The organism is Cohnella baijiui (assembly GCF_020731285.1).
Classification (GTDB): Bacteria; Bacillota; Bacilli; order Paenibacillales; family Paenibacillaceae; genus Cohnella.
Window position 1 is genome coordinate 1 of the sequence record NZ_JAJFOW010000544.1, and the last position, 208, is coordinate 208.

The 208-nt window shown below is 51.9% G+C and carries 1 protein-coding gene; it reads right to left on the reverse strand.

The window, feature by feature from the left end; translation table 11 throughout:
- Window positions 1–208 (reverse strand): amino acid kinase family protein (locus LKX83_RS33725; protein ID WP_465249361.1); only part of this gene is annotated, 208 nt, incomplete at both ends.

The window sequence follows — 208 nt, forward strand, 5'->3', positions numbered from 1 at the left end:
CCATAATCAGCCGCTTCGTGCCAACCGCACCCGCTACAGCACCAGCCGCAGTATCGGCGTTAATGTTATAGATCTGTCCTTCTACATCCATGCCAAGCGGTGCAATGACCGGAATAAAGCCTGATTGACTAAGCGCAGTGATTAACGTGGGATCTACCAGCCGAATCTCTCCTACATATCCGAGATACTTCGGTCCCTGCACCACAGT